This window comes from Streptomyces sp. NPDC037301, from assembly GCF_055602785.1.
Map to the genome: position 1 here is coordinate 1 of NZ_JBVJWD010000071.1, position 26,268 is coordinate 26,268.

Genomic DNA, 26,268 nt, shown 5'->3' on the forward strand with positions numbered 1-26,268 from the left:
CCGGACAGAATGACGCCCACGCGCCGTCCACCACAGCATCCGGACGGCGCGTCACATCACAACAGGGCAAACGTTGCCTGATGCGGCACTAGGTCCGGGAGCTGACTCTTCGCGGGGCAGCTCACCACCTGCCCGCGAAAACTTTTCAGCTCAGCTCCGGGACAACAGCTCAGAGTCGCTAAGCGCACCATTAGAAACCGAGAATTCACACCGGACGGCGCCCGAAAGAGACACGGCGCGCGGCTCGCGGGCAAGTTGCGCGGCGTGGTTCTGAGACTCCGGAATGCCGGGGACCGCCGCGGGACGGCGGGCCATGCCGACGACCCTTGCCGCGCTTCGCGCGGCGGTGTGGCCGTCGGCCTGGCCGCTGCGGCAACGAGCCGGTGCCGCCGTCAGGGCTTGATCGGCTTCACTTTCCTGTCGACGCCGTTCACCCGCACGGTGACATTCCGCTGGTTCCGCGCCCGGTCGGCCACGATTCTGTAGGACGTGGCCTTCCCGTTCCGCCACTCACAGCTGACCTCGTAGCCGCCACGGGCGCGGAGCCCGGTGAAGGAACCCTTGGCTTTCCATTCGTCCGGCAGGGCGGGCAGCAGGTGGATGACGCCGTCGTGGCTTTGCAGGAGCATCTCCGCCACGGCGCCCGAGATGCCGAAGTTGCCGTCCATCTGGAAAGGCGGGTGGTTGCAGAACATGTTGGGCAGCGTGTTGTAGGCCAGCAGTCCGCGCAGCATGATCTGGGCGCGATGCCCGTCACCGAGGCGAGCGAAGAGGGCCGCCCGCCAGGGCCAGGTCCACGAGCGGCGGCTGTCGCCCGACACCGTCGCGGCCGTGAACGGGACGCCTTCCTTCTCGCCGCACCGTGCCTTGAGCGAAACGAGGGCGGCGGCCGCGAAGGCGGGCGTCTTCGGGGTGATCTGGCGGCCCGGGTAGACCGCGAAGAGGTGCGAGGTGTGGCGGTGGATGTCGTTCGGGTCGTCGCGGTCGGTCTGCCACTCCTGCAGCTGCCCCCACTGGCCGATCTTGTTGGGCGCGAGCCGTGACTGCATGTCGGCGACGGTGGCCCGGTATTCGGGGTCGACGTCGAGCACCGCCGCGCAGTCGAGGTAGTTCCGGAAGAGGTCCCAGATGATCTGCTGGTCGTACATCACGCCGTCTTCATGCGGGCCGTGCTCGGGCGACCACCCGTTGGGGGACACCAGCTGACCGGCCGCGTTCTCGACGAGCCGGTCCTCCCAGAACTGGCAGATCTCCTTGATCACCGGGTAGGCGACATCCCGCAGGTACGCGAGGTCCTGGGTGAAGGCCCAGTGCTCGTACAGATGCTGCGCGTACCAGGCGCTCGCGACGGTGTTCCACTCCCACGCGTTGCCGCCGAAGATGCTCTGGCTGGTGCGGGCGGTCCAGCCACGCGTGTCCTTACCGAAGACGTTGCGGGTCGCCACGCGGCTGGGCACCGCCACCTGCTCGATGAACCCGACGAGTGCCTCATGGCACTCCGGCAGGTTCGTCGTCTCGGCTCCCCAGTAGTTCATCTGGACATTGATGTTGGTGTGGTAGTCGGACGCCCACGCCGGCTGGTTGCTGTCGTTCCAAAGGCCCTGGAGGTTGGCGGGCAGACCGTTCGGGCGAGAGGAACTGATCAGCAGGTATCGGCCGTAGTCGAACATCGTCTGCTCGAGTGTCGGATCCTCCCCGCCCTCCGCGTAACGTGCCAGTCGGGCGTTGGTCGGCAGAGCGACGACGGCGGCGTCGGAAGTGCCCCAGGCGACCGAGACGCGCTTCATGAGGGCGCGCATCTCGGCGGTGTGCTCGTCGCGCAGCTCGTCGTAGGACCGGGCGGCCGCCTTGTCGAGCGCCCTGACGACGACCGGTTGCGGATCGGCTCCGCGCCACCCGGCGGTGGCGTCGCGCTTGTAGTCGGTGCGGGCGTCGAGGAGCAGGGTCAGGGTCGTGCAGCCGCTGAACCGGAGCACCGACCCGTCGGCGCGGAAGTCGCCGTCGGTGTGCACAGCCCGGACGGTGCACGCGTGCTTGAGGCCGTTGCCCATGACACCGCTGAAGGCGATCCGCCGGGCGTCGGCGTCGACGGCCGTCGGGGCTTGGTCCTGTCCGGACGTCAGTGAGATCGTTCCGGAGAGTCCCCGGGCTCTGTCCGACGTGTACCGGAAGACCATGACGTCCGCGGACCGGCTGGCGAAGGCCTCCCGCAGGACGCGCCGTCCCGGCGCGCCGAAGCGGGTGACGTGGACACCCTCGACGAAGTCGAGGGCGCGCTGGTAGTCGACGACCGCGTGCTGCGTGCGCGTGTCGAAGCCATTGCCTTCCAGCGCGATCTCTGCGATCTGGAAGCCGGTGGAGGATGCGCCGGGGGTCAGGGTGAGCCGGTAGATGCGGTAGGCAGTGCTGTTGGTTACCCGGAAGGTCCGGGTCTCGCCGCGGCCGGCGAAGGGCGCCCCGGGGTTCTGCGTGTCGAGGGTCACCCAGGTACGCCCGTCCTGCGACGCCTCGAGCGCCCATCGCCCGGGGTCGTCCTGTGGACGGTCCGGAGCCGCCGTCAGCGCATACGAGGTGACGACGACCGCGCGGGGCAGGTCGGCCTGCCAGACGATCGCCGGTGCGGCGGCGTCGGCCCGCCAGACCGTGGCCGGATCGCGGTCCACCGAATTCGAGATGCCTCTGGCCCCGGACCGCCTCCCGGCACGGGATCCCTCAGAGTGCCCGCTCGGCGACGACAGGTACATCGAACCGTCCCCGCCGAGGTCGACGCCGGGCAGACCGATCTCGCTCACCTGGAAGTGGCTGACCCCTGCCTTGGGGACGAAGTCGAACCGGTAGAAGCGGTAGGCGGCGGTGTCGGCGCAGGTGAATTCCTTCGTCTGGGAACGGCTCTCGAAGGGCGTCGCCAGAGTGCGGCTGTCCAGCGTGGTCCAGGTGGCGCCGTCAGTGGAACCGGACAACGTCCACTCCTGCGGGTCGCGCTGCGGCACGTCGTTGGCACTCGTCAGACGGTAGGACGCGACCGCGACGGGGTCGGGGAGCTCGACCTGCCACTGCACCTTCGAGCCGGGCGCCTCGATACACCACTTGGTGCTCGAATTACCGTCGTGCGTCTTGTCGACGCCCTCCGACGAGTTGGTGCGGTATGGCCCACCCGGGGCCGTGACCTTCGAACCGGGACCGAAGGCGACGACGACATCACCGAAGTTCCGGTACGAGCCGAAGCCGGTCATGCCGGTATCGAAAGCGCTGTCCGGCTTGCCCGCTAGGGCGTTGTCGTAGTTGTTGACACCGCCCCACAGACTCTGCTCGTTGAACTGGATGCGCTCCTCGTCGGGATCGGCGAAGAGCATGGCGCCGAGCCGGCCGTTGCCGATCGGCAGGGCCTGCGACTGCCAGTCAATGGCGGGGACGGAGTACTTCAGCGCCTTGCGCGACAGGGTCGGCCACTGGACGGCCACCGGTGCGTCGGTCCTTGCGGCGACGGCCTGTCCCACAGGGGTTCCGCCGGTCAGCTGTGCGATCAGAGGTGCAAGGGCGAGGGAACCGCCGAACTTGAGGATGCTTCGTCGCTGCGGTTGGGATTCGTTGATCACGGTGAGATCTCCTGGACTATTCATCGGCTCTTTCAAGGAGGGCGTGACGGGAACATCGACATGCATCGAGGGTGTGGCCATCTTTGCCGGATGATAGATCGGAGGTCTAGAGGTGTGCGCCACGGAATCAATGCGGCGGCGCGCCGCGCCAGGGAGGCCGGCAGAGCGCGTGACCTGCTGCGGCCGGCTGAGGCGACGCCGTTCGGCACGGAGGTCATCCGGCGCGGAGACGGTCAGTGTCTTGCAGGTGATAGCGGCGGTAGCGTCATGCACGGCACCCTTCCGGGTGGCCGGCAGCACGCGCATCGCCTCGCGTTCCCCGTGGCTTCAGCCGGCCAGGACGCTGGAGCTCTGCGTGCCGCAACGTTGCCGCTCTGCCCGAACCGCCCACAACCGGCGTGCAGCGCTGGGCAAGCCCTGGTGAGCTCCTGCCGTCGGCACTTGCGCTTCTCCTGCCGAACACACTTCCGTGCCCCGCACCCGCCCGGCCTGTCGTTCTGCTGCATCCACATGGTCGGCCTACGGTGAAAGTGCGTGACGTGGCTCGCCCAGGCCGCAAGCCGGTGCGTAAGGCCACTCCAAAGGGGCCGGGTGCCCGGGCCTTCGCAAAGGCTGATGAGCGGGAGCAGAGGCGCTGCGCGCGCCTCGACGCTGAGGTGATGTTCATGCCCACCATGCACGCTGTACGAGCGCACACACGCGGTGGTCCCGAACAGCTCGTGTACGAGGATGCCCCGTGCCCCGAGCCGGGCCGCGGGGAGGTACTCGTCGCTGTCCGCGCGGCTTCCGTCACCGCCGACGAGCTCACCTGGCCGGCGACCTGGACCGGCAGTGTCGACGGGAGCGGCCCCGACCGAACCCCGACCATCCCTTCCCATGAGATGTCGGGTGCTGTGGCCGCACTCGGTCCGGGGGTGACCACCGCGGCAGTCGGCGACGAGGTGTACGGACTCATTCCCTTCGTGCACGACGGGGCCGCCGCCGAGTACGTCAGTGTGCCCGCGGGCATCCTTGCCCCCAAGCCGAAAGACCTGGACCACATCCAGGCCGCAGCCGTGCCCCTGGCGGCACTCACCGTCTGGCAGGCGCTGGTGGACCACGCCCTGCTGGAACCCGGGCAACATGTCCTCATCCAGGGCGGCGCCGGAGGGGTCGGCTCGTTTGCTGTACAGATCGCCGCTGCGCTGGGCGCGAGGGTCACCGCGACCGCGTCCACCCGCGACATCGGCTTCGTCACCAGCCTGGGCGCCGACACCGTCATCGACTACAGGACCCAGCGCTTCGAGGACCATGTCAGGGACGTCGATGTGGTCATCGACCTGGTGGGTGGCAACACTCAGACACGCTCTTGGCACGTACTGCGCCCCGGCGGCGTCCTGGTGGGCATCGCCGCCCCACCGGAACCGGAGCGGGCCGCGGCGCGCGGAGCGCGCGGAGTCTTCTTCGTCGTGGAGCCCAACCGCACCCAACTGGAGAAGATCACACAGTTGATCGACAGTGGCCGGCTGAAGCCAATGGTCGACCGCGTGGTCCCCCTGCCCCGGACCCGCGAAGCCTACGAGGCTCTGGAACAGGAGCATCCGCGTGGGAAAGTCATCATCCAAATCGCACCCCAGTGACCCACCCCGGCGAGAGAAGAAGGCTTTCAGGCCGGCCGCACGGTGGCCCCGGGTATGTGGCCGGGAGAGATCGCGTGCGTCTCCACGGATCTTCGGGCGGGTTGAACAGTCCCAGCGTGCGGGATCACCTCGGCCAGCAGCTCGGTGTCCTCACCGGCGCCTCCGGGCCACGGATGTGGGCTCGGCCGGGGCAGCGGTGACGGAGTGCTCGCCGTGGCCGGGCAGATCGAGCGCAACATCCGGGAGAAGACCCTCGAAGGCCAGGTCACTGCGGCGGCCAAGGGTGACCACGGCGGACGGCCGAAGGTCATCGACGACGACATGCTGACTTTCGCCGTCGTGCTGAAGGACAAGGGCGTCCCCGTCCCCGAGATCGCGAAGAAGCTCACCATCACGACCGGGAAGAACGCGGGCACGTCCCCATCGGTTGCCTCGCTCTACCGGGCCCTGGCCGAAACCGAGGCTACCGCGGTGGACGACAGTCTGCCGCTCCGGCCCAAGCCCGCCCGCATCCGCCGGCCCGAGGACCCGCTCACCCCCGAGGAGATCGACCTCCGCGAACGGCTCCAGACCCAGCCCCACCCGAACGCCGAGATGCGGTAGGACCTTCTCCCCGCGGGCTACCGGGTGCGGCCGGGGACTTGGCGTTCGTCGTCGAGGCGCATGCCCGGCCGAGTAGTCCGCGTTCAGGCTGAAGACCGGTCGGCCCGTCTCCTCTACGACTGACCAGTCCCCGGCGCCGCCGGTGAGGATCAGCGGCGGGCCGTCACCGATCCCGCACTCAATACTCGGGCCTGTGGGAGCGACCACCTCGATCTGCGTCGAATCACAGGGCCGGTCGGCGGCCTACCGTCCCTCCGCCGAAGGGCCTTTGCGCCCTTCGGGCTCCGGCTCCTCGTACGGGATACGAGCCAGGTGCAGAATTGCGCCGAGTGTGCCCCACCCGTAGCCGCCCAGCTTTGTGAGCGGACGCTGACCTACTTCAAGGACGGCGGCCGCCGGACTGCCTGACTCTTCGTGTAGTACACCGACGTGGAGCACATCGAGGTCGACCTGTAGGCCCCCGTCCAGCGCTGCACCCGCGCCAGTCACTGTGACTGATTCCCAATCGTCTTTGTCAAGCGGTCAGGGAGAGGCGGTAGCACGCTGAGCCGGCCTATGCGCCAGCCCCTGGCCGTCGGCCATGTTCGGCTCACCCAGCGCGATCAGAGCCTCCTGCGGTTGATGAACCCCAACTGGGTGCTGTACAGAGGCATCCGCCTGCTCCCACCAGGTACGTCTGCTGAGCAACCTCGGACTGGTCACCGGCGAACGCCACGGCCGCTCGATCATCTACGCCCTCTACGACAACCACGTCGCCGAACTCATCGACCAGGCGGTCTAGCACGTAGAACACCTGCGCATGGGAATCCGCGACACCCTCGCAGCTGCCACCGAAGAGGCACCGGCCCGCCTGTAGCGGGCGGGCGCCCCTGCTCTCGCAAACGAACAGCCACGCGAGTTCGATCGCGATCCTTCGACCCAGGTCGAAGGCCGGTGGTGGCAGGAGGTGCTGTCGGTTCATACGAGCCAGTCGGCCTGATTGGTTCGTTCAAGATCCAGTGCGGTTCCCCTTGCCGAGGGTCCAGGCCTCGATGTCGCGGTAGTGGATCGGTCCACGGCTACGGCCGACGTTGCTGCCGACCAGGTGCAGACGTTCGGCAGGCCATCGGCGGCCGGTGAATCCGGCGAGCCCTTCGGCGATTTCTCCTGCCGAGGACCGATCTCCTCGGCGGGCACGGGCCAACGTCAGATGGGGGCGCAGGGGCCGATCTTCGAAGGCGACACCGCAGTTCTTGACCGCGGTTCGCACATCGGCGGCCAGCATGTGCAACTCATCGAGGTCTCCGTCGATTCCGCTCCACAGCACCCGGTCGTCGAAGCTTCCGCTGCCACGCAGTGCCAGACAGAGTGGTTGGTGGTCCGCTGCGAGTTTGGCGAGAGGCAGGCGCAGGAGCGGAACCGTTTCGGCCGGTAGCTCCCCGAGGAACGCCAGGGTGATGTGCCAGTCCTCGACGCGGTTCCACCGCATGTGAGGGTGCGTGTCATAGGCGGGGCGCAGCTCCCGGGCTAGTTCTTCTTTCGCGTGGTCGGGCGGGGCAAGGGCGATGAACACGCGAATGGTCGCGGGCTGAGTCTGTTCGTTCACACCGGACTTCGTACCGCACCTGGGTAGTGGACGCGGCAGCCGGCCCAGGTAATGCGGGAGAGGGGGCCCTCACCCCGGTCCAAGACCGCAGACCTGGATCGCCGGTTTCACCCGGCGCCGGACCTCCTGGTAATCGGCCTGCGGAAACAAGCACATCGCCAGCACGAAGTACACCGTGAACCGGGCCGACAACAGACGCCGACGCTTCTCCGCGCGCCCCGCCTCACCCACCACCCGGTCCACCAGCTCAGGCGGACACGACCGAGTAAGGACCCCCCAGGCCCAGCTGTTCCAGACGGGATGTCAACACATCGCTTCAACCGCCCGGCGGCCATAAAGGCAACGGCATTGTCATTCGTTCGACAGGGGGCAACAGTCATGCCGGGCCGGAGGCCAGCGGCCCTCTTGCAGGACCGCGAAAAAGATAACGGGGGACGGACGGTCTCCCCGCGGCGAACCGGTCAGCTGTGGCCGCCCAGCCCCGCGTCGCGGGCCAGCAGGGCAGCCTGGGCGCGATTGCCGGCGCCGAGCGCACCGAGGATCCGGCTGACGTGTGACTTGACGGTACTTTCGCGCATGCCCAGCGCCGCCGCGATCTCCGCGTTGGAATCGCCCAGCGCGAGCCGTGCCAGGACGTCCGTCTCGCGAGGTGTCAGGCCCTCGACCCGGGTGCGAGCTTCCATCACTTCGGGGCGGGCGGCGCGGTGGAAGCGGTCGATCAGGCGACGGGCGGCAGCCGGATGCAGCATGCCCTGGCCGTCTGCCACCACATGAACTGCGCGGATGATCTCGCGCGGTTCGATGTCCTTGAGCAGGAAGCCGTCCGCGCCGGCGGCGAGCGCATCGTAGACGTACTCGTCCAGGTCGAAGGTGGTCAGGGTGATCACTCGCGGCGGGTGCGGGAGCGCGCGCAGCCGGCGGGTCGCGACGATGCCGTTCGACGAACTCGTCAAGCCCCGGTCCCGCAGCTCTACCTGACGCTGATACAGAAGGCCCATGGCATCCTGTGCGACGCCAGCCGCGACGGCCTGCGCCTGCACTGCACGAACGGCGACGTCGAACACGCACGAGCTGCTCCATCGACCGGGGCCGCTCTGCCGGCGGGTGTCTGCGTACACCCGTGCCTTGACCCCGGCCATGTCGAGCGGGGCCGTCGAATAATTCCGTGCCGTGCCATCGGTGAAGGTGCAGAATCGCTCCATGGCGGAGATGCGAGCGTTCCGGGACGCGGTCAGTGGCTGGGCGAGCGGCGGTCCCGGCGGGCCGGCGAGTGATCTGGCTGTGCGACTGGGGGTGCGGACGGTGGTGCTATTGGAAGGGCTGAGTGACCTCGCGGCCGTTGAGGCACTGGCCGCACGGTGTGGCCGGGACCTGGCCACCGAGGGGGTGTGCGTGGTGCCGATGGGCGGGGCGATGAGCGTCGGCCGCTACGCCGGCCTTCTTGGGCCGCCCGGCCTCGGCCTGCGCCTGGCAGGACTGTGCGATGAGCGCGAGCAGCGCTTCTTCGACCGAGGCATGCAGCGGGCACGGGCGCCACGAAGGGACATCTTCGTGTGCGCGGCGGACCTGGAGGACGAGCTCATCCGCGCGCTTGGCACGGCAAGGGTCGAGGAGGTCGTCCGGACCGAGGGCGACCTCCGCGCCTGGCAGACCTTCCTGCACCAGCCCGCACACCACGGCCGCCCCCGACAGCAGCAGTTGCGGCGCTTCCTCGGCACGAAGAAAGGCCGCAAGATCCGCTACGGCCGCCTCCTCGTCGAGGCCCTCGACCTCGAACAGGTACCGGCCCCCCTCGACGACCTCCTCACGAGCGTGTGACTGGGTGGACGAGGAGGGCTGTTGTGACGACAGTGGTTGAGCGCGGGTCGTTAATGGAGTTGACCAGGGGGCGCCGTCTGGGCAGGCTCCAGCCACGACCTGGATCCACTTCAGCAGCCTGCCGCCGAAGATGGTGAGGCACCGCACACGGACCGGGCTACCGACGATCCCGCCCTTTTCTACGGCGTCTGCTCGCGCGGCACCCAGTCCTCCAGCAGGTCGGTGAACGCGTCGAAGCCCAGCCCCGCCGGGTGGCCTTGGTCAAGACGCGCGTCGTGAGGCTGAGCGAGTATCGCAGGACTGGGCACCCAGCCGGGACACGCCGCAAGGCTGCGCGGGCCCCAGGTGTCGCAGACCGGGCGGGGTGTCGTCCGCAGATGCCTCGGCCGTGCGAGGGCGCCACGGTCCGCCTCCAGCGCCCAGCTCCGCGCAGCGGGCGGCGGAGGCGCTTGACGCGGCGCCGCCGCGCTGACAGCGAGTGGTGCCGACAGCGCGTCTACTACAGCGGCAGTTGAGCTGAGTGCGCGCGGAAGTTTCGGAGATTCGATCAGCCGGCGCCGGACCCACGCACGGCCTGCTCCCAGAGATCCAGCCCCGCGCGGAGGAATTCGCGCATGGCTGCGGTCTCCTCGTCCGTCCAGGCTCCCTTGCCAGCGGTCGGTTCGAGAGCATCACCGCCGGAGATCTTTTCGTAGGCGCTGTCGTGGATCGACCCTTGGGAGGGAAGATGTGGGCTGGCCTTCAGGCTGTGGGAGAGGTCTTCGAAGAAGTTCCACGCGTCCAGCAGCAGTCCTGCCGGCACCGAGCCAAGGTCAGGGTGCTCGACCCGCCGTACGGCGGCCAGATCGAGAGTGGATTCGCCCTCCCAGATGAGCTCCCAGTCGTTGTGATCACGGTATTCCCGCAGCATCTTGAGGTCATGGAACGCGAGGAGTCTTCCGAGGTCGTCAACGACGAGCTCATCGGGGGGCATCGCCCTCTCCGGGCCGCCAGATCAGCGTCAGGTCCCCTCTCCCGGTCGCGATTTGGTACGGATAGTAGTCAGCCATGCGGGGTCTCCCGTGGTCTCGCGGCGACACTCGCCGCGTGGGTCACCGTGCCTGCAGTGATCGTCGTGTGGTGACTTCGGATCAGGTGGAGCTGTGGGGTGCGGAGCTGGCGGACCTCGACGACGTCACCGGGACCATCGAGGCGGGCAAGTACGCCGACCTCGCCGTTCTGGACCGCGACCCGTTCGCCGGGTCGCCCGAGAAGATCGCCACCACCAAGGTCGTACAAGACGTACGTCGAAGGCCAACAGATATACGCAGCGAGCCGCTGACCACACGAAAACGAGGTGGAGCACTCAGACACCCCCGGGGTCTCGGCAGCGACACGTCCATACAGTGACCTTCGCGGACGCCTTCGGCGGGCGGCCAAGCCGGGCTCCCTCATGCTCCGGTACAAGCCGAAGCTCCGGGTCCACCCGTGGTCGTCGGCGCCGCCAAGCATCCGCCACCCGACGGCGCACCTGCCGCAGCAAGCTGGACCGGCTGCGCCGGGGACCGGTGCGGATCTCCGGGCCCCAGATGAAGTGGGCGCTGGAGCGGGCGGCGGAGGTCTCCGATCTCGGGATGGGCGAGGTGGACGTGTCCGCGATACCGCCGCGGCGGCTGGCGGAGCTGTCCCGGTACGGCATCGACGGCAAGGCGTCGCTGCTGCGCCGGCACGGCGACTCCCGGCGCCTGGCGACGCTGCTGGCGACCGCGGTCTACCTGACGACCTGCGCGGTCGATGACGCCCTGGACCTGCTCGAAGTGCTCATCGCGACGAAGCTGCTGGCCCGCGCGGAGCGGGAGACGGCGAAGGAGAAGCTGAAGAGCCTGCCGCGGGTGGAGCGGGCGTCGGCGAAGCTGGCCGCCGCCTTCCAGATCGTGTTCGACACCACGTCCGAGCAGGTCGACACCGACACCGGGGAGGTCACCCCGCCCGAGGTGGAGACGCTGGACGCGATGTGGGAGCGGATCGAGCAGGTGGTGCCGCGGCACGAGCTGGCCGCCGCGATCGCCGCGCTGTTCGAGCTGACCCCGCCGCTTGACTCCGACGCGGACGAGGCATGGCGGACCCAGCTGGTCACCCGGTTCGGCACCGTACGGCCGTTTCTGAAGCTCCTGGTGACGGTGGTCGACTTCGGCGCCACCCCGGAGGGCCTGCCCGTCCTGAGGGCCCTGCGTTCGCTGCCGGACCTGATGGGCCGCAAGAAGGTCGGCCCCGCCGAGATCGACGCCGGTCTGCTCACCGGCTCCTGGCAGCGCCTGGTGCTGTCCGCGCCGCACCTGGAGCCGGGCACGGTGGATTGGAAGGGGTACGCGTTCTGTGTGCTGGAGCATCTGCACCGGATGCTGCGGCGGCGGGAGGTGTTCGCGAAGAACTCCTCCAAGTGGGGCGACCCGCGGGCGAAGCTTCTGGACGGGGAGGCGTGGGAGCAGGCCAAGCCGACCGTGCTGGCGTCGCTCGCGCTGCCCGCGGAGGCGGGCGAGCACCTGGCGGCGCGGGCCGCGTTGCTGGACGGCACCTACCGTGAGGTGGCCGGGCGGGTGCCGGCGAACTCCCAGATCGTGTTCGACGACGACGGACGGCTGCACTTCGCCGCCCTGGAGCCGGAGCCCGAACCGGCCTCCCTGCTGGAGTTGCGAGCCGCGGTGAACGCGACGCTGCCCCGCGTCGACCTGCCGGAGGCGCTGCTGGAGGTGTTCTCGTGGACCGGTGCCGACCAGGCGTTCACCTCGGTCACCGGCGGTGAGGCGAGGCTGAAGGACCTGTACGTCACCATCGCCGCGCTGCTGGTGGCACATGGGTGCAACGTCGGCTATACCCCGGTCATCGGGGCCGGGGACGCGCTGAAGTACGGGCGGCTGTCCCACGTCGACCAGACATATTTGCGTCTCGCGACGTACCGGGCGGCGAACGCCACCCTGATCGAGCACCAGGCGGTGATCCCGCTCGCGCAGGCGTGGGGCGGGGGTCTGGTCGCCTCGGTGGACGGCATGCGGTTCGTCGTCCCGGTGCCGTCGGTGTATGCGCGGCCGAACCCGAAGTACTTCGGGCGCCGGGGCGGGGCCACCTGGCTGAACGTGATCAATGACCAGGCGGCGGGGCTGGGCGGGAAGGTGGTGGCCGGCACTCCGCGCGACTCGCTGTACGTGCTGGACGTCCTCTACGACCGCGACGGCGGCAAGCGCCCCGAGATGATCGTCACCGACACCGCCTCGTACTCGACATCGTCTTCGGCCTGCTCACCTTGGCCGGGTTCGCGTACGCGCCGCAGCTCGCGGACCTGCCGGACCAGAAGATGTGGCGCATCGACCGGGCCGCCGACTACGGCGCCTTCCAGGACGCGGCCCGCGGCCGGGTCGACCTCGCGCGAGTCGAGCGGCACTGGGAGGACATCCTGCGGATCATCGGGTCCATCCACACCGGGGCCGTGCGTGTGTACGACGTCATCCGCATGCTGTCGCGGGACGGGCGCCCCACCCCGCTCGGCGACGCGATCGCCCACTACGGGCGGATCGCCAAGACGCTGCACATCCTGCGCCTGGCCGACGAGCCCGACTACCGGGGGCAGATCAAGGTGCAGGCCAACCTCCAGGAGGGCCGCCACGCGCTCGCCCGGAAGATCTTCCACGGCAAGGCCGGGCAGCTCTACCAGCGCTACCAGGACGGTATGGAAGGCCAGATCGGCGCCCTGGGCCTGGTCCTCAACGCGCTCGTGCTGTTCAACACGCGGTACATGGACGCCGCGGTGAACCAGCTGCGCGCGGACGGCTTCGACGTCCGCGACGAGGACGTGGCCCGCCTCTCCCCGTTCGTACGGCACCACGTCAACATGCTCGGCCGGTACTCGTTCCAGTTCCCCGAACTGCCGGGCGGCCTGCGCCCGCTGCGCGACCCGGACGCGGCCGAAGAGGTGTGACCCCGGTGCGGGTGACTGTCACCGCCGGGGCTGTCCCGGCGGTGACGTTTGCACTGGTCACCGGCTCGTAGGGTGCCGGGAGCCGTAACACCGGCGGAGGGCGTGGCGGCTATGCGTGGCGGCGGGTGCGGTAGGCGGCCGGTGAGAGCTCCGGGCTGCTGCTGGGCCGGGACTGGGGTGCGGGCGGCCGCCACACCGGGTGGGTGCGGCGGCCGTGGGTGGGATCGGCTCGTGGTTCGAGTCAGTCAGCAGGGCGGCAGATCAGCCCGGCGTCACCGCACCCTCCGGCACTCCGAACCACTCCTCCAGCGCCTCCGCCAGCCCGGCCGTCGACGTCGGCGCCTGCGCCCCCGCGTCGGCCGCCCAGGCCGTGAAGCCGTCCGGACGGACGAGGACCGCCGCCAGTTTCGGGCGGGACGGGCAGCCGGCCGTCAGGGTGTCGACGCGGCCGGCATACCCCGCAGCGAGGGCCCGGAGCTCCGGGTCGTCGGTGAGGTCGAGCAGGAGCGCCCGGCCGCCGTGGAGGTGGTCCGCGAGGCGGCCGCCGTCGGTGAGTTCGAGGTCCGGGGTGCTGATGCCGGTCAGCGGGTGCTCGCCCGGCAGCTCGTACCGCACCCCGGCACCGTTGAGCCGCGCGGTGAGGTACGTGGTGCCCACGACCGTCCCCGCCAGGTCGCTGACGATCTCGCGCAGGGCCCGGGACTGCGGGTCCGGGCGCATGGCCGCGACCTGGGACCGGGTCCAGTCCAGGACCCACGCACCGACCGGGTGCCGCTCGGAGGTGTACGTGTCCAGCAGCCCTTCCGGCGCCCGGCCGCCGATCACCGCGGCGAGCTTCCAGCCGAGGTTCATCGCGTCCCCGATACCCAGGCTCAGCCCCTGGCTCCCGAACGCGGAGTGCACGTGCGCCGCATCGCCCGCCAGCAGCACCCGGCCCTTGCGGTACTCGGTGACCTGGCGGGCGTGGTCGGTGAAGCGGGTCGCGGTCCGCACCCCGGTGATCGTGACGTCCACGCCGGATACGCGGCGCAGCCGCGCCTGGAGGTCCTCGGTGGTGACCGGCACGTCCCGGTCGGCCGGCGGGCCGTCGAACTCCACGGTGACGACGCGGCCCGGCATCGGCCCGTAGGCGTACACCCCGATGTCCGTGGCGGTCCAGCCGACCTTCAGGTCCTCGGTGCCGGTCATCTCCACGACCGCCTGGTGACAGGTGATCTCCGGGTCCGTACCGGGAAATTCGAACCCCGCGAGCTTGCGGACCGCGCTGCGGCCGCCGTCGCAGCCCACGAGCCAGCCGGCGCGTATCGCCCTGTCGCTCGTCCGCACGGTGACGGCCCCATCGTCCGCGTCGAAGCCGGTCAGCTCCACCCCCCGGCGCACGTCGACGCCGAGCTCGTCCGCCCGCCCGCCGAGCAGCCGCTCGATGTCCTGCTGCGCCACGAGAGCGATCTCGGCGGCGGGTCCGGCGTCGCCGAAGCCCGGCTCCGTACGGTCGACCAGGTCGGCGCGCAGCATGATTCCGGCGAAGTGCCCGACGAACCCGAGCCCTTGGCCCGCGGTCCCGCCTCCGTCCCCGCCGTTCCGCTCGCGCATGAACGCCTGGAAGCGGTCCATCGCCTGCCGCTGCACCTCGGCCAGCGCGGGCAGCATGCCCCGGCGGTAGAGCGCCTCGGCGCTGGGCGTGGTGATCGCCCCGCCCTTGATCGTCGGGTCCACTTCGGTGAGACGCTCCAGGACGGCCACCCGCGCGCCTCCGAGCCGGAGCTCGCAGGCCAGCATCAGTCCGACCGGGCCGCCTCCGGCCACCACTACGTCATAGTCCATGGCGCCCACTATGACCGAGGGCCAAAGAGGCCCTTTCACCGCCCTGACCAGCCACATCAGGCGCCGCGATGTCAAGGGACCGGCCCCGCGAGGATGGACGGGAAGCGGGCCGTCCGCGCTCTTGCTCGGCTACCTCACCCGCCGCCCGCCGGTGCACCGGCCGGTCCTCGATCGGCTCGATCAGGTGGTCAGGCGATCAGGCGGTCAGCGCCGCAAGCTCCGCGTCGGCGCGCTCGGTGACCCCGTCAACCGGGACAACCTGTCGGCCATCGACGGCTGGACCAGCATGAGCGAATGCGATGGTGGCTTACCTCAGCCTGGCGCGTAATCAGAAACTACAGCGAGTCGGTATGCCTGGCCCGTCGGCGAGTAAAGACTCCAGACCGCCCTTGTGCTCACGAGGTGGCGCACGGTTGCGGCCTTTTTCATGCGTGGCAGGCCATGCACCATCCGAGGTCACGGCCAGGTCAGAGCCCTACGCGAGCCGATGGCGGGGGTAGGTGCGACGCTGAGAGGGGGTGGAAGCCGGTATGGAGCGGGCGGTGTCATTCAGCCTCGGACGATTCCGGTCCAGTGCTCCGTCGGGCCCGGTTGCCGAACCAGCCAGAGAGCACTTGGCGGCCGGGGCTTTGAGGCGTCTTGTGAACGGTGGAAGGACAGTCCATGAAATACACATCGGGAAGCAGCGTGACCGAGGCCTCGTCCGTGTTGCTAGTGGCGGGTGCTTTGGTTGGATGCCTGCTGGCAGGTACCGGTTCCGGGGCAGCGGCAGATGGGGCCGCCCTCAGGCGGGCCCCGGTTGCCCCATGTACGAACACCCAACTCGTCGCGAGCAGCGCGCAGCGGATGGAGCCCAGCCAGGTACGGATCACCGTCATCAACCAGGGTCCGAAGCCGTGCGTGCTGAGCGGCTTTCCCACTGTGGCTCTCGCGGGTCAGGGCTCGCCGGACAGGAACAAACCCCTCAATGTCGTCCGGCAGGGCAAGATAGGGCCAGTGCAACTGGCGGTCGGCGGCCGGGCCTCTACGCAACTCTCCTTCACGCCGGTTCTTGGTGAGGCGGGCGGGTACTGCGTCTCCGGCGCCGCGCCTTCCGTCGCGCCCTCGATCGTGGTGGGTGTCGCGGGCGGAAGGCAGCAGCTGGCGCCGGATGACGGTGGCGACTTCGCGCTCTGCGGCAGCACTGTCCGTGCTACTGCCTTCCGCGCTGCCGGTTCCTGACGGTCGGAGGGTGTCGTATGCGTTACCGCGCTCGGTCCGGAGGTGCCCAGCGCTACTCCGGCAGACCAGTCTGTCGAGCGCGGCGTCGATCACCCGCCAGTCGTCACGGTCGGGTTCGGCCGCCACCATCTCGGCAAGCGCGACTTCCTGGTCGCCGTTGACGTCCCAGTGGCGCAGAAAGGCAGACCATTCCACTTCCACGATGCTGTCCACCAGTTCGCGGCAAGAGGCGCGGGCAGGCGCACCGTTGTACTCGTATCCGCTGCATTCCACACAGCGGCGTAAAGCCGCCCCGACCGCGATTCTCGCCCTGCCCCTCCTCCCGCCAGCGCCGGTGCGGCACGTGCGACGACCGGCGATCTCGTTCCCACTGTCGTGGAGAGTTGCTGCCACCGCGACTGGCAGGACAAATGGTTTACGGCTTCGCCGCCACCAGGCGGCGGTAGCAGATGAGGGTGCAGGCGAGGGCGGTGAAGGCCAGGAAGTGTTCGGCCTTGCGCTCGTAGCGGCGGTGGAGTCTGCGGCAGCCGCTGAGCCAGGCCATGGTGCGTTCGATGGTCCAGCGGTGCCGGCCCAGGGGCGTCGAGGACTCGATGCCCATGCGGGCGATGCGGGGTGTGATGTTCCGGCTGCGGAGCCATGTGCGCGCGTGGTCGTAGTCGTAGCCCTTGTCGGCGTGGAGTGCGGACGCGCGGAGTCGGATCGGCCGGCTACTTCGAGAGAGGCAAGCCTGCCCAGGCCCGCGTGGTCGTCAAGATGTAAACGCATTGCTCAAACACCGGGCCACAGTGCACGCTTGCTGCGCACGTCATCACCGTGGCCAGCGGCCACGTACCAAGGCTGTTGACATGGCCGAGCTCGCCGAACGGGTGGTCAGCGGAGGGTGGGATGCCGGGCTCGCTGTCGCCCTGAGTGGCCTCGGCCTGAGCCCGCTGCAGGACGTCCGATGCCGGCTCCTGCTGTCGTGCGGCTAGTTCTGACTACGGCCCTATTCCGCATTCCGCCCCCGGCGTTCACGACACTCCCTGAATCAGGAAGGAAAGCACACCGTGATCCGCACCATCGACCTCGCTGCCCTCAACACGGCGACCAAGTATCCGTCAATCCCGACCTACCATGTGCTCGATCCGAAGAACGGCGGCCTCATCGAGGAGGCGACCGCGTTCAACGGCGATGTGTACCTCACCGAGAAGGTCGACGGCACCAACGGCCGGATCGTCAGCTTCCCCGGCGGTGACTACGTCCTCGGAAGCCGAGAGGAACTCCTCTACGCCCGGGGCGATCTGATAGGGAACCCCGCCCTCGGTATTGCCGACGTACTGCGTCCCCTCGCCGAGCGCATCAACCCGCCCACCAGCGGCATCCGGGTCCTGTACCTGGAGGTGTACGGCGGCAAGGTCACCGCGGCCAGCCGCGAGTACACCAGTAACCGCTCCGTCGGCTACCGCATGTTCGATGCGGCCGACGTCCCGCTCGACGTCCTGGAGCGGCCGCGGGCCCAGATCTCCGGCTGGCGTGAGGACGGCGGGCAACGGTTCCTCTCCGAGTACGAACTGACCCAGGCTGCCAAGACCGAAGACATCGAGCTCGTCCCGCGGCTGGCCGTAGTGGACGCGAGCGACCTGCCGACTGGCATTGCTGAGATGCAGATGTTTCTCGCAGACCATCTGCCGACGACCCGCGTGGCCCTGGACGAGGGCGCGGGCGGCCATCCCGAGGGCATCGTGCTCCGCAGCGGCGACCGCTCGGTGATCGCCAAGGCCCGGTTCCAGGACTACCGGCGCACCCTCAATCGCCGCACCCAGAACACACGTAGTCGCTGACCTCCTTTCGCGGCCGGGCCCGCGACGCCGCGACCCGCTTCGCCCACGTGCGGCGGCCGGCATGCATGAGCCCGTGCAGACGGCGGCTGAAAAGTGGACCAGAAGCGGCATCGCGCGCTGTGGTGGGGATCCGGCGTGTCGGGAGCGCCGCTGGTATTGGGCGTCATACTTGCCGACACACAAGTGTCCCGTCGTGACTATGGCGATGTGGCCATGAGGGTGTTTCTGTCGCTGGGGGCCCGATGGGTACGGTTTTGTATCCGACTCCGGGCCGTTAGGCGGGAGCGGGGGTCTCTACCCCAAGAATGCCGCAGTGGTCGCCACGAACTGGTCGGCGTCGTCGAGCCAGGGGTAGTGGCCCGCTCCCGGCTGCACCACGAGTGTGGCATCGGGGAAGAGTGCCGCGAACTCGGCCGCCGACTGAGGGGGGCTGTTCAAGTCGAACTCTCCCGCAAGGAGCAGGACTGGTGCCTCGCAGCCGGCGAGCGCCGCACGAGTGGTCTCCGGGTCGAAGGCACCCTCAGCCGCGAAGAGAGCGACAGCTTCCTTGTTACTTGGCCGGCTGGCCGCATGGTGCTTCTGTGCCGCGGCGTCCCAACGGCCCCAGAAGAAGGGTGCGATGGCCTCCCAGTCGCTGCCCGTGCCCTCGGTGATCGCTTCCAGGGCGGCGAATGCCGCCGGGAACCACGGCTCATTCCTCCGAAGCTGCGCGTGCTTGCGTCGCATCTCTCCAGTGATCGCTATACCAACAGCTCGGGGACCAGGACCGATCAAGGCGAGCTTGCTGACGCTCTCCGGGTGCCGGGCGACGTATTGCGTCGCAACATTCGTGCCGGCGGAGTGGCCGAGCAGGTCCATCCGGGGGAGCCCGAGGTGCTCACGCAGCGCCTCGACATCGTCGACCAGGCGATCGCAGCGGTAGGAAGAGGTGTCTTCGGGAATCGCGGACCGGCCGGTGCCGCGGAGATCCAAAACGATCAGCTGACGGTGCGTGAACAGGCCGCCGAGGTCGCCGAGGTAGAGAGAGTCCGTGGGACCTCCCGGGACGCAGACGACTGGGTCGCCGTCTCCGATCACGCGGTAGGCGAGCTGGGTTCCGTCAGGTGCAGAGAAGGCTGGCATGACCTGGATCTTGTCAGCCATAACCCGGTTATACAACCTGGTTATGGCTGGCGGGGCACTCGGGTATATAACCGAGCTATGGCAGCCGAAGAGGACACGCACCAGAACCCCGAGGAACTGACGGAGGAACAGGCCGAGCGCATGCTTGCAGGCATGAACGAGGTCATCCGTGCGGGCGAGGAGATGCGGAAGCTGCGCGCTGAAATGATCAAGCTCTTCGCTGATTTCGGCTGGACCCAGGAGAGAATTGCCCAGCTCGCCGACATGAGTCAGCCCGCCGTGTCCAAGCAGGTGACGAAGTGCAAGGTGGGCGAGCCACCATCCCCAATGGGGCTCTCCCTCGACCAGCACGATGTCCCATGGCTCGAAGGGCGCCTTTGGGGTCTCGCCGAGGAAATCTCCGAGACCTTCGACACCGCCCGCTGCACCCGCTATGTCAACGCCATCGCCCGGGGGAAGAAGCGTTTCACTCCTCAGAACGTCGACGAGCTGCGGCGCCTCCTCGAAGAGGACCTGATGCTGCACCAGGCTGAAATGCCCGGCAGCTACCGGGACGCGTACGACGAGATCAGCCGTGGTCTCGACATTCCCGCGAAGGCCATCACCACCATCACCGCGTCAGCCTCCGTGCGTCGCACCCTCGCCTACCAGATCCAACTCGACCAGCTCAGGAACGACGCCTGAGCCTCTGCGGCCGAATGAGCGGGCTACATCAAAGCTCACCGCTGTTGAGCAAGGCCGCAGAGTCATAACGACTCCCTCAGGAACTGACACAGTAGGCGACGGGGAAGTGTGCGCCCAGGCAAGTGCATGGCCGGTGTCTCTTTCGCCGAGGTCACCGTTTCACTCTCGTTGCGACGGAGGTCACATCGCTGGAGCGGTAGTCGGGCAGTCGACGAACCACTGAGGGGCGACCGGGGGCTTGCTGGCGGCGGAGGTGCTCGATCTCCTGGTGCTGAGCTGCGAGTTGGGAGTCGGCAAGGGCTTGAAGGAGGACCACGGCACCTGCAGCATGTCCGTCCCCTCGGGGCAAGGAAGTCCGGGCACGTCCCCGGCATGGAGCTGCACGAGCGGAATCAGCGGCAGCGGCCCCGGCGGCATCAACTCGGACGCGTACCCGGCATGAATCCGGTCCACGACTTCCTGCTCCCGCCTGGTGAGCAGGTTTTCGCGGGGCCCCGGGGCATTGCCACGCCTGCGTGAGAACGGAGCGGAGCGTGCGGATGTCCGCAAGCGTGGTCAGCGGCCCGCAGGGCCGGTACCTCGGCGTGTACCTCGGTCAGGGCTCGTCCGCCGGCATTAAGCCCGATGCCGTATCCAAACACGGGGCACCGACAGCCTGCCCGGGAGGGCTGTCGAGCAGGAAAGCCCCGCCAGAGGTGGCCCAGCCAAGCTCGGTCGGGGCGCACCGGCTAGGTACTGCTCATGCTCCTGACATCGACTGGGGGCAAAATCAGCAGCTGCTCATCAACATGAGCAGCTGCTGTCGATACCTGTGTACAGAGCCAGCCGACGCGGCGGCGAACTGACCAAGTATCAGGTTCTGCCTCTGAAGTGAGAATCGCACCGGTTTGTCACTTTTCTGCGCCAGGTCGGGGATGCGTCGTGGATCCCGTGGGCGGTGCGGTTAGCGTCCTGCCCCATGAGTACCGCGCATCTCCCGCCCGCTGAGTACTATGCCTCCCTGCCCGAGCAGATCGCCGGTGCTGGAGCAATTTTCCACGACACAGCTGGTCGCATTCTTCTGGTTCAACCGTCCTACGGCGACGGCACCTGGGAGATCCCCGGCGGCGGACTGGACGGGGGAGAGGACCCGCGGCAGGCGGTCCGGCGCGAGGTCAAGGAGGAGCTCGGCATCGATCTCACGCCGGGTCGGCTGCTGGCCGTCGACTGGGTACCGGAGCAGGCCGACGGGCGCCCGCCGCTGGCCAACTACCTCTTCGACGGCGGGCTGATCACCGAACACGAGGCGCAGAAACGGATCCAGCTCGACCACGACGAGCTCACCGCTTGGCAGTTGGCCTCCTCCGACCAGTGGGGCACCCTCCTTGCCCCGCACATGGTCCGGCGCTTGCGCGCCTGCTCCGGTGCCCTGGCCCTGGGCACCGCTGTCTACCTGCACCACGGATTCGACCCCACCTGCCACCAGACCTGAAGCTCTGACGCCTTGCCACCCTTCCGGTCGACGTACGGCGACACCAACGTGAACACCCAAGCGATCCCCGTTGCCGCGCCGCGCCTGGACGTGACCGATGCCACCGCCGCCGTCCACGTCCTTGAATTCGACTACTTCGTCAGGGCCCCAAGGTTGCTGCGGCGGAGCCGGACACAGTGCCAGATCTGCAGCCCCGAGCCGGGGCTGGGGCCGCAGTAGGGGCGGCGTGCACGGGCCATCGCTGCGCAGACCCAACCCCCGGGAGAACTCCGCGCGCTGATCCTTCATCCATCTTTCGGCATCCAGCCGTGACGTGGCCGTGCCACCGTTGCTTCCGCTGCGCCAGTCTCCGAAGAGTCCGGGACCCATGTGGTAGAGGGCCGATTCCAGCAGCGCTCCGATGTGCGACAGCGTGGTGTCCTCCTTGCCGCACCAGCCCCGCATCGCCACGCTGCCGACCGCGGCGACCATCAGCTGGGGGGCGCACGTCGGAACCACCGGTGTGGATGCCTTCCCGTTCGGCGAGGACCTCGGCCAGCCGCGTCTCAAGACCAGCGGCGCGGCGCAGCAGTTCGGTGCTCAGGCTCGGCGTCCGGCCGATCAGCCGAAGCAGCGACGCATCGACACCGGATGCGCCGCCCTCCTGCAGAGTGCGGAGGACCGTTCCGAACGCCGCGCGCATCGCGCGCATGGGACTTTCTTCCTCCAGCCGTGACCGAAGCGCCGTGCCAGAGCGTCCCCGCTCGCGGTCAGCGGGGCCAGCACCAGATCCTCCGTGGCGGGGAAATGGCGGAAGACCGTGCGCTGGGAGACCTCCGCCGCGTCCGCGATCTGGTCGACGGTGGTCCGTTCGTACCCCTGGGCGAGAAAGAGCCTGGCCGCCGTGCGCGCCACGTCCTCACACGTACGCTGCATTTTGCGTGTCCGCAGATTCTGTCCGGGCACGGCGGTACTCCTCCTGGAACTCGGTGGGCTCAGTGCGTCGGGGCAGCCTGCGCCTTTGCTGCGGCGGCGTTCTCCTCCGCGAGCCGCTCCATGCCGCTCTGCGTCTTGAGCGGCTTCTCCTTGATGAACAGCACCGCGATCAGGGCGAGAAACGCGAAGGGGGCTCCGATCAAGAAGACATCCGCGGTCGCGACCCCGTACGCGTGCTCGACCACCTGCCGGGCCGGTTCGGGAAGAGTGGTGAGGTCGGGGACGCCGTGTCCGGCGCCCCCGTTGTCCGCCGCCCCGCCGAAGCCCTTCTCCATCTCGCTTGCCACCCGGTGGCTGAGCACGGCGCCCAGCGCGCTCGTGCCGATCGCCCCACCGAGGCTGCGGAAGAACGACAGCACCGAGGTCGCCGCGCCGAGCTCCGACGCGGGCACGTCGTTCTGAGCCGCCAGTACCAGGTTCTGCATCAGCATGCCGACGCCGACGCCGAGTACCACCATGTAGAGGCTGAGCAGCCCGAACGAGGAGTCCGCGCTGATCGTGGCCAGCAGGCCCATGCCCGCGGTCATGATGATGCCGCCCGCGATCAGGAAGCCCTTCCACTTGCCCCGGGCGGAGATGATCTGCCCGGCGATGGTCGTGGAAAGCATCAGACCGAGGATCATCGGCAGGCTCATCAGGCCCGCGATGGTCGGCGACTTGCCGAGCGAGATCTGGAAGTACTGGGAGAGGAACACCGTGCCGCCGAACATGGCCACGCCGACCAGCAGGCTCGCCACCGTCGTCAGCGTCACGGTGCGGTTGCGGAAGATGTCCAGCGGGATGATCGGTTCCTGAACCCTGGATTCGACCAGGACCGCGGCGACCAGCAGGACCACACCGGCGGTGACCAGGGCGACGGTCTGCCACGACGCCCAGTCGAACCGGTTGCCCGCGAGGGTCACCCACAGCAGCAGTGCGCTGACCCCGCTCATGATGAGGACGGCACCGAGATAGTCGATCTTCACCTCTCTGTGGACCGTGGGCAGCTTCAGGGTCAGCTGGAGCAGCACGATCGCGAGCAGGGCGAACGGCACACCGATGAAGAAGCACCAGCGCCACCCCAGCCAGGAGGTGTCCACGAGCACGCCGCCGATGAGCGGTCCCGCGACGGTGCCGACAGCGAAGACGGCGCCGAAGATGCCGGAGTAGCGGCCGAGTTCACGCGGGGGAATGATCGCAGCCATCACGACCTGGGCGAGCGCCGTGAGACCGCCCGCGCCGATGCCCTGCACGACACGGCTCACGATGAGCAGGCCGACACTGTGCGAGAAGCCGGCGACGAGCGAGCCGACGATGAACATCGAAAGAGAGAGCTGGATGAGCAGCTTCTTGTCGTAGAGGTCGGACAGCTTCCCCCAGATCGGGACGGTCGCCGTCATCGCCAGAAGCTCGGCGGTGACCACCCAGGTGTATGCGGACTGGCTGCCGTGCAGATCGGCAATGATCCTGGGAAGGGCGTTGGAGACCACGGTGGAGGCCAGGATGGCCACGAACATGCCGGCCATCAGGCCCGACATGGCCTGGAGTATGTGACGACGCGTCATGACTGGTGCGGCCCCCTCGGGCGCACCGGCGGTACCGGTTTCGGGTGTGACGGCAGCGGTCATCGGCTGACGTTCCTCATTCTCTGGTGAAAGGCCCCCGGTGGGGGCTTCGGATGTGCTTCAGCCGCTCAGACCGGCGGCCAGCGAGGCGAACGCCTCGCGATAGATGCTCTGGAACGTGCGAGTACGGCCGGAGGCCGCCCAGAGCTCGACGGCGGCGCGCACGGCAGCGATCGTCACGTGCGCGAGAAGCCGAGGGTAGAGATCGGACTCGGGATCCTGGCCGAGGCGCTCGGCCACGACAGCGACCAGTGCGCGTTCGTCCGCGCCCTGGGCGGCCAGGAATCCGGGCAGCAGCGAAGGACTCGTCCTGAGTACGGCCATCTGGAGCTCCCAGCGTTCGTGATCCTCCTCGATATGGGCGAGTTCCTGGCCGATCGCCTCGCGCAGAGCAATGAGTGCCGTGAGTTCCTTCGGTGCGTTGAGCACTGCCCGACGGGCCCGCTCTGCGCTGTCCTGGTCGGGACGGGTGATCGCGTCTTCCAAGCACGGAAAGTAGTTGAAGAAGGTGCGCACAGAGACGCCGACCACATCGGTGACCGCTTCCACGGTCATGTTCTCGAATCCTCGGTCCGCTGCCATGCGCAGCGCCACGTCCGCGAGGGCGTCACGCGTCGCACGCTTCTTACGCTCGCGCAGTCTGAGGGGCATGTCGTCGACACTCATGAAAGTGTATGATATGCAAGTTTGCGCGGTGCGCAAAATTCTGCCGATTGGCACGTGATCGTGGACCGCATCAGGAGCCGTCGAACAGTTTTTGCACCTCGGGTGGGAGCTCTGAGCCGGAGTAAGCGGCGAAGAACGTGGCTTCTTCAGGTGTGTCCCCGATGGCGATAGCCACCTTGGGAGAGATGCCGTCCACCTTGTAGGCAGCCTCCGTCGTGGCCGGCTCCTCGCCCTTCTCCCGGCCGCCGGTGTCGTCGCAGGGTGGTTTGGTGGCGGCGCCGAGCTTCTTCCCGACCGTGAAGTCTACGTTCGCTACGTCCCGATACGATCGGTCCCGGTAGGTGAACCGGTTGACGCAGGAAGCCGATTCTTCCCCACCGCTACTGCTGTCGGCCGTGCACGCGGCTGCTGACATCACCATGGTCGCCGCCAGCAGCACACCCGTGGATCGCCCGGTCCGGCTCATGGGTGTCCCTCTCGGTAGATGCCGCGATGAGCGAGGATGTCTCCCTTGCCGAGAGTCCTTGCCTTCGTTGTGCATGTAAACGAGATCGTGCACATGATGAGGCTCTCGTGTCCCGAACCGATCTGCTCCAGCCCGGAGGTGTGTCCGGCCTCGTGAGTGCTCGTGGTCGGCCGGCGCGGCCCCGGTGAGCGCCACATCCGGTCTGAGTAATCTCGGCGTCGCTTGAACTCTGATGTGGCGCATGCCTGATGGCCCTCACCTGCGCGTCGTCCGGCCCCTCGGAGACGGTTCGTACGAATCGTTTCCCCCGGACCCGAAGGTTCGCAGCCGACGTGCGAACCAGAGGTACCGCGGATCCGCGCATATCGAGGATCCGTCCGGGATTCCGGTCCGTGTTGTCGAATACGAAGTGACGAACCGTGAGGGAAAAGGAGAACTCTTCTGCCTCATCACCACCATCATGGATCCGGACGAAACCAGTGCCGCTGAACTCGCGGCTGCCTATGCCGAACGCTGGGAGTTCGAGTCCAGCCTCTGCGAGATCAAGACCCATCAACGCGGCCGCGGCGGTGTATTGGGCTCGAAAACACCGGACATGGTCGAGCAGGAGATCTGGGCACTGCTCCTGACCCACTACGCGGTCCTCTTGAGGAACTTCTCGTTGCACCGCACCAGCTTGACGTTGGGCGCCTTCGCGGCCTCCGCCTGGTCGAGGCCGGGCAGGTCGGTCAGGGGCACGGCTGCCGCGGCGGTGAGGGCGAGCTCGAGGCGCGCCCACACGCGCCGGCGGCGCGCAGGTTGATGTAACCGAGTGTTCACTAACTTCTCCCCCTGGGAACGCGGCGCCGCGGGTTGCGAGGTCAACTGGTCTGGTCGCGCCGCCTGTTGTCCACACTTGGGGTGAGCCGGTCGGGAGTTCCGGAGCTAATGCGGCATCTCCCCGTCAACTCGCCATCTTTTTCAGATCGTTACGGTCAGAACTCGTCGAACTCGCCGATCCAGGTGTCTTCCAGGTCGCCGGTGGGCCCTTCGGTGTGCCGGACGCGGAACACGGACAGTGCGCAGCCCTTGCGGAGTAGCGGGGTGACACGCTGGAGGGCGAGCCGCGTAAGACCTTCCCAGGAGAAGGACCCGGGGTCGGCGTCTAGTGCCGCATCAGGCAACGTTTGCCCTGTTGTGATGTGACGCGCCGTCCGGATGCTGTGGTGGACGGCGCGTGGGCGTCATTCTGTCCGGGTG

The 26,268-nt window shown here is 68.3% G+C and carries 24 protein-coding genes and 3 pseudogenes; 12 read left to right on the forward strand and 15 right to left on the reverse strand.

Annotated elements, in window-relative coordinates; translation table 11 throughout:
* Positions 1–392 precede the first annotated feature (392 nt).
* Positions 393–3,596: a glycosyl hydrolase family 95 catalytic domain-containing protein gene (locus ACZ7IB_RS44605; RefSeq protein WP_470920768.1), complete on the reverse strand. Its 3,204-nt coding sequence runs from the start codon at positions 3,594–3,596 to the stop codon at positions 393–395.
* Between the two features lie 665 nt (positions 3,597–4,261).
* On the opposite strand from ACZ7IB_RS44605, the gene ACZ7IB_RS44610 reads away from it, so the two are divergent.
* From ACZ7IB_RS44610 to ACZ7IB_RS44620, 3 genes and pseudogenes are all read left to right on the forward strand, one after another.
* Positions 4,262–5,215, forward strand: coding sequence for an NADP-dependent oxidoreductase (locus ACZ7IB_RS44610; protein ID WP_470920769.1), 954 nt, complete (start codon positions 4,262–4,264; stop codon positions 5,213–5,215).
* A gap of 213 nt (positions 5,216–5,428) precedes the next feature.
* Complete coding sequence (locus ACZ7IB_RS44615; protein ID WP_470920771.1) at positions 5,429–5,818, forward strand: hypothetical protein; 390 nt, start codon at positions 5,429–5,431, stop codon at positions 5,816–5,818.
* A 646-nt stretch (positions 5,819–6,464) separates the two neighbouring features.
* A pseudogene (locus ACZ7IB_RS44620) lies at positions 6,465–6,674 on the forward strand (ArsR/SmtB family transcription factor); the annotation flags it as partial.
* A gap of 132 nt (positions 6,675–6,806) precedes the next feature.
* On the opposite strand, the gene thpR reads toward ACZ7IB_RS44620, so the two are convergent.
* From thpR to ACZ7IB_RS44635, 3 genes are all read right to left on the reverse strand, one after another.
* Positions 6,807–7,403 (reverse strand): RNA 2',3'-cyclic phosphodiesterase, encoded by a 597-nt coding sequence (thpR, locus tag ACZ7IB_RS44625; protein ID WP_470920773.1) that lies wholly within the window; start codon positions 7,401–7,403, stop codon positions 6,807–6,809.
* A 69-nt stretch (positions 7,404–7,472) separates the two neighbouring features.
* The gene (locus tag ACZ7IB_RS44630) at positions 7,473–7,646 is read right to left on the reverse strand and encodes a transposase domain-containing protein (protein ID WP_470920775.1); all 174 of its coding nucleotides are present in this window, start codon (positions 7,644–7,646) and stop codon (positions 7,473–7,475) included.
* A 218-nt stretch (positions 7,647–7,864) separates the two neighbouring features.
* Positions 7,865–8,605 (reverse strand): LuxR C-terminal-related transcriptional regulator, encoded by a 741-nt coding sequence (locus ACZ7IB_RS44635; RefSeq protein ID WP_470920777.1) that lies wholly within the window; start codon positions 8,603–8,605, stop codon positions 7,865–7,867.
* Between ACZ7IB_RS44635 and ACZ7IB_RS44640 the strand changes: the two genes are divergently transcribed.
* Positions 8,604–9,221, forward strand: coding sequence for a TOPRIM nucleotidyl transferase/hydrolase domain-containing protein (locus ACZ7IB_RS44640; RefSeq protein WP_470920779.1), 618 nt, complete (start codon positions 8,604–8,606; stop codon positions 9,219–9,221). The genes ACZ7IB_RS44635 and ACZ7IB_RS44640 overlap by 2 nt on opposite strands.
* 179 nt (positions 9,222–9,400) lie before the next feature.
* On the opposite strand, the gene ACZ7IB_RS44645 is transcribed toward ACZ7IB_RS44640, so the two are convergent.
* Positions 9,401–9,529, reverse strand: coding sequence for a hypothetical protein (locus ACZ7IB_RS44645; protein ID WP_470920780.1), 129 nt, complete (start codon positions 9,527–9,529; stop codon positions 9,401–9,403).
* Positions 9,530–9,768: 239 nt separating this feature from the next.
* On the reverse strand, positions 9,769–10,194 hold the full coding sequence (locus ACZ7IB_RS44650) for a hypothetical protein (protein ID WP_470920781.1): 426 nt from the start codon (positions 10,192–10,194) through the stop codon (positions 9,769–9,771).
* A 146-nt stretch (positions 10,195–10,340) separates the two neighbouring features.
* Here ACZ7IB_RS44650 and ACZ7IB_RS44655 point away from each other — a divergent pair, with 146 nt between their 5' ends.
* Positions 10,341–10,610 carry an amidohydrolase family protein gene (locus tag ACZ7IB_RS44655; RefSeq protein WP_470920782.1) on the forward strand — a complete coding sequence of 90 codons (270 nt, stop codon included), beginning with the start codon at positions 10,341–10,343 and terminating at the stop codon, positions 10,608–10,610.
* A 128-nt stretch (positions 10,611–10,738) separates the two neighbouring features.
* Positions 10,739–13,173: pseudogene (locus tag ACZ7IB_RS44660) on the forward strand (Tn3 family transposase); the annotation flags it as partial.
* Positions 13,174–13,434: 261 nt separating this feature from the next.
* On the opposite strand, the gene ACZ7IB_RS44665 reads toward ACZ7IB_RS44660, so the two are convergent.
* Positions 13,435–14,997 (reverse strand): FAD-dependent monooxygenase, encoded by a 1,563-nt coding sequence (locus ACZ7IB_RS44665; RefSeq protein WP_470920783.1) that lies wholly within the window; start codon positions 14,995–14,997, stop codon positions 13,435–13,437.
* Here ACZ7IB_RS44665 and ACZ7IB_RS44670 point away from each other — a divergent pair.
* Both ACZ7IB_RS44670 and ACZ7IB_RS44675 read left to right on the forward strand, forming a co-directional pair.
* Positions 14,996–15,325, forward strand: coding sequence for a hypothetical protein (locus ACZ7IB_RS44670; protein ID WP_470920784.1), 330 nt, complete (start codon positions 14,996–14,998; stop codon positions 15,323–15,325). The two genes, ACZ7IB_RS44665 and ACZ7IB_RS44670, sit on opposite strands and share 2 nt — an antisense overlap.
* Before the next feature lie 335 nt (positions 15,326–15,660).
* Positions 15,661–16,218 carry a DUF4232 domain-containing protein gene (locus ACZ7IB_RS44675; RefSeq protein ID WP_470920785.1) on the forward strand — a complete coding sequence of 186 codons (558 nt, stop codon included), beginning with the start codon at positions 15,661–15,663 and terminating at the stop codon, positions 16,216–16,218.
* A 415-nt stretch (positions 16,219–16,633) separates the two neighbouring features.
* On the opposite strand, the pseudogene ACZ7IB_RS44680 reads toward ACZ7IB_RS44675, so the two are convergent.
* Positions 16,634–16,936 (reverse strand): annotated as a pseudogene (locus ACZ7IB_RS44680) (transposase); the annotation flags it as partial.
* Between the two features lie 331 nt (positions 16,937–17,267).
* Between ACZ7IB_RS44680 and ACZ7IB_RS44685 the strand changes: the two are divergent.
* Positions 17,268–18,041 (forward strand): RNA ligase family protein, encoded by a 774-nt coding sequence (locus ACZ7IB_RS44685; protein ID WP_470920786.1) that lies wholly within the window; start codon positions 17,268–17,270, stop codon positions 18,039–18,041.
* A 294-nt stretch (positions 18,042–18,335) separates the two neighbouring features.
* Here ACZ7IB_RS44685 and ACZ7IB_RS44690 read toward each other — a convergent pair whose 3' ends face one another.
* Positions 18,336–19,163: an alpha/beta fold hydrolase gene (locus ACZ7IB_RS44690; RefSeq protein WP_470920797.1), complete on the reverse strand. Its 828-nt coding sequence runs from the start codon at positions 19,161–19,163 to the stop codon at positions 18,336–18,338.
* Positions 19,164–19,241: 78 nt separating this feature from the next.
* Here ACZ7IB_RS44690 and ACZ7IB_RS44695 point away from each other — a divergent pair, with 78 nt between their 5' ends.
* The 3 genes from ACZ7IB_RS44695 to ACZ7IB_RS44705 all read left to right on the forward strand — a co-directional run bounded on the left by ACZ7IB_RS44695 (position 19,242) and on the right by ACZ7IB_RS44705 (position 22,033).
* Positions 19,242–19,847 (forward strand): sigma-70 family RNA polymerase sigma factor, encoded by a 606-nt coding sequence (locus ACZ7IB_RS44695; protein WP_470920787.1) that lies wholly within the window; start codon positions 19,242–19,244, stop codon positions 19,845–19,847.
* Positions 19,848–20,805: 958 nt separating this feature from the next.
* Positions 20,806–21,318 (forward strand): NUDIX domain-containing protein, encoded by a 513-nt coding sequence (locus ACZ7IB_RS44700; protein ID WP_470920789.1) that lies wholly within the window; start codon positions 20,806–20,808, stop codon positions 21,316–21,318.
* 424 nt (positions 21,319–21,742) lie between these two features.
* Positions 21,743–22,033 (forward strand): hypothetical protein, encoded by a 291-nt coding sequence (locus ACZ7IB_RS44705; protein WP_470920801.1) that lies wholly within the window; start codon positions 21,743–21,745, stop codon positions 22,031–22,033.
* Here the strand turns inward: ACZ7IB_RS44705 and ACZ7IB_RS44710 are convergent.
* The 6 genes from ACZ7IB_RS44710 to ACZ7IB_RS44735 form a co-directional block, all read right to left on the reverse strand.
* The gene (locus ACZ7IB_RS44710; protein WP_470920798.1) at positions 21,919–22,233 is read right to left on the reverse strand and encodes a helix-turn-helix domain-containing protein; all 315 of its coding nucleotides are present in this window, start codon (positions 22,231–22,233) and stop codon (positions 21,919–21,921) included. The genes ACZ7IB_RS44705 and ACZ7IB_RS44710 overlap by 115 nt on opposite strands.
* Before the next feature lie 59 nt (positions 22,234–22,292).
* Positions 22,293–23,837 (reverse strand): MDR family MFS transporter, encoded by a 1,545-nt coding sequence (locus ACZ7IB_RS44715; protein WP_470920800.1) that lies wholly within the window; start codon positions 23,835–23,837, stop codon positions 22,293–22,295.
* Positions 23,838–23,957: 120 nt separating this feature from the next.
* Positions 23,958–24,563: an acyl-CoA-like ligand-binding transcription factor gene (locus ACZ7IB_RS44720; protein ID WP_470920790.1), complete on the reverse strand. Its 606-nt coding sequence runs from the start codon at positions 24,561–24,563 to the stop codon at positions 23,958–23,960.
* A 70-nt stretch (positions 24,564–24,633) separates the two neighbouring features.
* The gene (locus tag ACZ7IB_RS44725) at positions 24,634–25,029 is read right to left on the reverse strand and encodes a DUF6281 family protein (protein WP_470920792.1); all 396 of its coding nucleotides are present in this window, start codon (positions 25,027–25,029) and stop codon (positions 24,634–24,636) included.
* Positions 25,030–25,662: 633 nt separating this feature from the next.
* Positions 25,663–25,809 (reverse strand): hypothetical protein, encoded by a 147-nt coding sequence (locus tag ACZ7IB_RS44730; RefSeq protein ID WP_470920793.1) that lies wholly within the window; start codon positions 25,807–25,809, stop codon positions 25,663–25,665.
* A gap of 194 nt (positions 25,810–26,003) precedes the next feature.
* The gene (locus tag ACZ7IB_RS44735) at positions 26,004–26,192 is read right to left on the reverse strand and encodes a DUF6333 family protein (protein WP_470920795.1); all 189 of its coding nucleotides are present in this window, start codon (positions 26,190–26,192) and stop codon (positions 26,004–26,006) included.
* Positions 26,193–26,268 lie beyond the last annotated feature (76 nt).

Bases quoted from the DNA above. Each gene is read 5' to 3' on its own strand.
- ACZ7IB_RS44610 (WP_470920769.1), top strand. From the start codon at position 4,262: ATGCCCACCATGCACGCTGTACGAGCGCACACACGCGGTGGTCCCGAA.
- ACZ7IB_RS44640 (WP_470920779.1), top strand. From the start codon at position 8,604: ATGGCGGAGATGCGAGCGTTCCGGGACGCGGTCAGTGGCTGGGCGAGC.
- ACZ7IB_RS44635 (WP_470920777.1), bottom strand. From the start codon at position 8,605: ATGGAGCGATTCTGCACCTTCACCGATGGCACGGCACGGAATTATTCG.
- ACZ7IB_RS44650 (WP_470920781.1), bottom strand. From the start codon at position 10,194: ATGCCCCCCGATGAGCTCGTCGTTGACGACCTCGGAAGACTCCTCGCG.
- ACZ7IB_RS44670 (WP_470920784.1), top strand. From the start codon at position 14,996: ATGGCGCCCACTATGACCGAGGGCCAAAGAGGCCCTTTCACCGCCCTG.
- ACZ7IB_RS44665 (WP_470920783.1), bottom strand. From the start codon at position 14,997: ATGGACTATGACGTAGTGGTGGCCGGAGGCGGCCCGGTCGGACTGATG.
- ACZ7IB_RS44675 (WP_470920785.1), top strand. From the start codon at position 15,661: ATGAAATACACATCGGGAAGCAGCGTGACCGAGGCCTCGTCCGTGTTG.
- ACZ7IB_RS44690 (WP_470920797.1), bottom strand. From the start codon at position 19,163: ATGCCAGCCTTCTCTGCACCTGACGGAACCCAGCTCGCCTACCGCGTG.
- ACZ7IB_RS44695 (WP_470920787.1), top strand. From the start codon at position 19,242: ATGGCAGCCGAAGAGGACACGCACCAGAACCCCGAGGAACTGACGGAG.
- ACZ7IB_RS44700 (WP_470920789.1), top strand. From the start codon at position 20,806: ATGAGTACCGCGCATCTCCCGCCCGCTGAGTACTATGCCTCCCTGCCC.
- ACZ7IB_RS44710 (WP_470920798.1), bottom strand. From the start codon at position 22,233: ATGCAGCGTACGTGTGAGGACGTGGCGCGCACGGCGGCCAGGCTCTTT.
- ACZ7IB_RS44715 (WP_470920800.1), bottom strand. From the start codon at position 23,837: ATGACGCGTCGTCACATACTCCAGGCCATGTCGGGCCTGATGGCCGGC.
- ACZ7IB_RS44720 (WP_470920790.1), bottom strand. From the start codon at position 24,563: ATGAGTGTCGACGACATGCCCCTCAGACTGCGCGAGCGTAAGAAGCGT.
- ACZ7IB_RS44725 (WP_470920792.1), bottom strand. From the start codon at position 25,029: ATGAGCCGGACCGGGCGATCCACGGGTGTGCTGCTGGCGGCGACCATG.